At 65.2% G+C, this 1,282-nt stretch carries 1 protein-coding gene; it reads left to right on the forward strand.

The genetic code is table 11. From position 1 onward, the window contains the following. The first annotated feature begins 90 nt into the window (after positions 1-90). Positions 91-1,248, forward strand: a complete 1,158-nt coding sequence (locus ACFRAQ_RS36860; protein WP_379107754.1) for an IS30 family transposase — start codon at positions 91-93, stop codon at positions 1,246-1,248. The last annotated feature ends 34 nt before the right edge of the window (positions 1,249-1,282 follow it).

The following is a 1,282-nucleotide window of genomic DNA, read 5'->3' on the forward strand; positions in this document are numbered from 1 at the left end:
GGTGTAGTGGACTTTCAGATTCGAGAGGACCGGGGGCGGCATAGCGGCGGGCGGCCGTTGACGCGTGAGCGCGAGGCATACTTCGAGCTCATGCGTCAGGGCTACAACAGTCGTGAAGCCTGCGAAATCGTCGGCATCAATATCCGGACCGGCAAGCGGTGGCGTAACGGCTGGCACTCGCCTCCACGCGGCGCGAAGCCGAAACCTCCTGTCCGTGTGCAGGTTCCGGCTCCCGGCGGTTCGCGCTACCTGCGTGAACACGACCGGATCCATATCGCTGATCGACTACGGGAGAAAGCGACCGTCCGCCAGATCGCCGCTGAGCTGGGGCGCAGCCCGTCGACGATCAGCAGGGAGATCCGCCGCAACGGGATGCCGCTGCGCGGCAAAGAATCCCGCTGGGCTTACCGGCCCTACGCAGCTCAGCGCCGCGCGGAGGCCCGCCGGCCACGCCCGAAACACCGCAAGATCGGGCAGCACCCGCAACTGCGCGAGTTCATTCAGCAGCATCTGAGTCTGCGGTGGAGTCCGGAACAGATCTGTCACGCTCTACGTGCACGCTTTCCCGACCAGCCGGAGATGCATGTCGTGCACGAGACGATCTACCAGGCGCTCTACGTCCAAGGCCGCGGTGAACTGCGTCGCGAGCTGGCCAAAGCACTGCGCACCGGCCGCGCTGTTCGCCGGCCGCACCGACAGTCCTGCAAGCGCCGCCCTCGCGCGGTCACGGGCATGGTGATGATCAGCGAGCGGCCCGCCGAGGTCCACGACCGGGCAGTTCCCGGGCATTGGGAAGGCGACCTCATCATCGGCAAGGACCACAAATCGGCGATCGCGACGCTGGTCGAACGCAGCACCCGCTACGTGATGCTCGCCCGTCTCCCCGGCGATCACACCGCAGCCACCACCCGAGACGCCCTGGTCGAGATCGTGAAGACCCTGCCACCACACCTGCTCCGTTCTCTGACCTGGGACCAAGGCTCGGAAATGGCCGCGCACCGGGAATTCACCCTGGCCACCGACATCCCGGTCTACTTCTGCGATCCCGGAAGTCCCTGGCAGCGAGGATCGAACGAGAACACAAACGGCTTGCTACGCCAATATTTCCCGAAGGGCACCAGCCTGGCCTCCCACACCCAGGACCACCTCGACGCCGTTGCCACCGAACTCAACTCCCGCCCACGCAAAACGCTGGATTGGGAGACCCCAGCCCAGCGTCTGGCTAAGCTCCTGGCCGAAGCCAGTTGATCAACTTGTGTTGCAACGACTCCTAGAATCCGCC

It is taken from the genome of Nocardia sp. NPDC056611 (genome assembly GCF_042792755.1).
In the GTDB taxonomy this organism is placed as follows: domain Bacteria; phylum Actinomycetota; class Actinomycetes; order Mycobacteriales; family Mycobacteriaceae; genus Nocardia.